The 1,554-nt window shown below is 73.0% G+C and carries 1 protein-coding gene; it reads left to right on the top strand.

Annotated features, from left to right (window positions below; all coding sequences use genetic code 11):
* Window positions 1–149: 149 nt before the first annotated feature.
* Window positions 150–1,554: type I polyketide synthase (locus ABTY04_RS40915; RefSeq protein WP_352218507.1), on the top strand; the 1,405-nt coding region annotated here is incomplete at its 3' end.

Below are 1,554 nucleotides of genomic sequence, written 5' to 3'. Positions count from 1 at the left end.
GACGGCGAGGCCGAACGCCTCCTCCCGCGACGGGGACACGAAGACGTCCGTAGCGGCCAGCAGCGCGGCAATCCCCGGCCCCGCCCGGCACCCCGAACACCCCACGGACAGACCCGTACGACCGCCTCTCTGGCATGGAGCCCACGCACATGGTGAACGAGGACAAGCTTCGCGACTACCTCAAGCGGGCGACCGCCGATCTGCGCCAGGCCCGCAGGCGGTTGCGCGAGGTCGAGGAGCAGAACCAGGAACCCATCGCGATCGTCGCGATGAGCTGCCGCTACCCGGGCGGCGTCCGCACCCCCGAGGACCTGTGGCGGCTCGTCGCCGACGGCGACGACGCCATCTCCGGGTTCCCGGCCGACCGCGGCTGGGACGTGGAATCGCTGTACGACGCCGACCCGGACAGCGCCGGATCCAGCTACGTCAGCGAGGGCGGCTTCCTCTACGACGCCGCCCGCTTCGACCCCGCCCCCTTCGGGATCTCCCCGCGCGAGGCCCTGGCGATGGACCCGCACCAGCGGCTGCTGCTGGAGACCTCCTGGGAGGCGTTCGAGCGCGCCGGCATCGACCCGACGTCCCTGCGCGGAAGCCGGACGGCCGTCTTCGCCGGGGTCATGTACCACGACTACACCGCCCGCCTCGACTCCGTCCCCGAAGGCGTCGAGGGCTTCCTCGGCACCGGCAGCTCCGGCAGCATCGCCTCCGGCCGCGTCGCGTACACCTTCGGGCTGGAGGGCCCGGCCGTCACCGTCGACACGGCCTGCTCGTCCTCCCTGGTCACCCTGCACCTGGCGGTGCAGGCCCTGCGGGCGGGGGAGTGCACCATGGCCCTCGCCGGCGGTGTCACCGTGATGGCGACCCCGGCCACCTTCACCGAGTTCAGCCGCCAGCGCGGACTGGCCGCCGACGGCCGCTGCAAGCCCTTCGCGGCCGCCGCCGACGGCACCGGCTGGGGCGAGGGCGTCGGCATGCTCCTGGTGGAGCGGCTGTCGGACGCCCGGCGCAACGGGCATCCGGTGCTCGCCGTGATCCGCGGGTCCGCGATCAACCAGGACGGTGCGAGCAACGGCCTGACCGCCCCCAACGGCCCCTCGCAGCAGCGCGTCATCCGCCAGGCGCTCACCAACGCCCGTCTGACGACCGCCGAGGTGGACGTCGTGGAGGCGCACGGCACGGGCACGACCCTGGGCGACCCGATCGAGGCGCAGGCCCTCCTGGCCACGTACGGGCAGGACCGGCCGGCGGACCGGCCGCTGCTGCTCGGCTCCGTCAAGTCCAACATCGGCCACACGCAGGCCGCCGCGGGTGTCGCGAGCATCATCAAGATGGTCGAGGCGATACGGCACGGCGTTATACCGAAGACCCTCCACCTTGACGAGCCGACCCCGCACGTGGACTGGGAGGCGGGCGCCGTCTCCCTGATCGCCGAGAACCTCCCCTGGCCGCGGACCGGCGCCCCGCGTCGTGCGGGTGTGTCGTCGTTCGGGTTCAGTGGGACGAATGCGCATGTGATCGTGGAGGAGGCGCCGGAGGCGGACGCGGCTGAGGTGG

Source organism: Streptomyces sp. NPDC097981 (genome assembly GCF_040302565.1).
Lineage (GTDB): Bacteria > Actinomycetota > Actinomycetes > Streptomycetales > Streptomycetaceae > Streptomyces.
The sequence above is the reverse complement of the archived record's forward strand: the minus strand, read 5'-3'. Positions and strand labels throughout refer to the sequence as shown.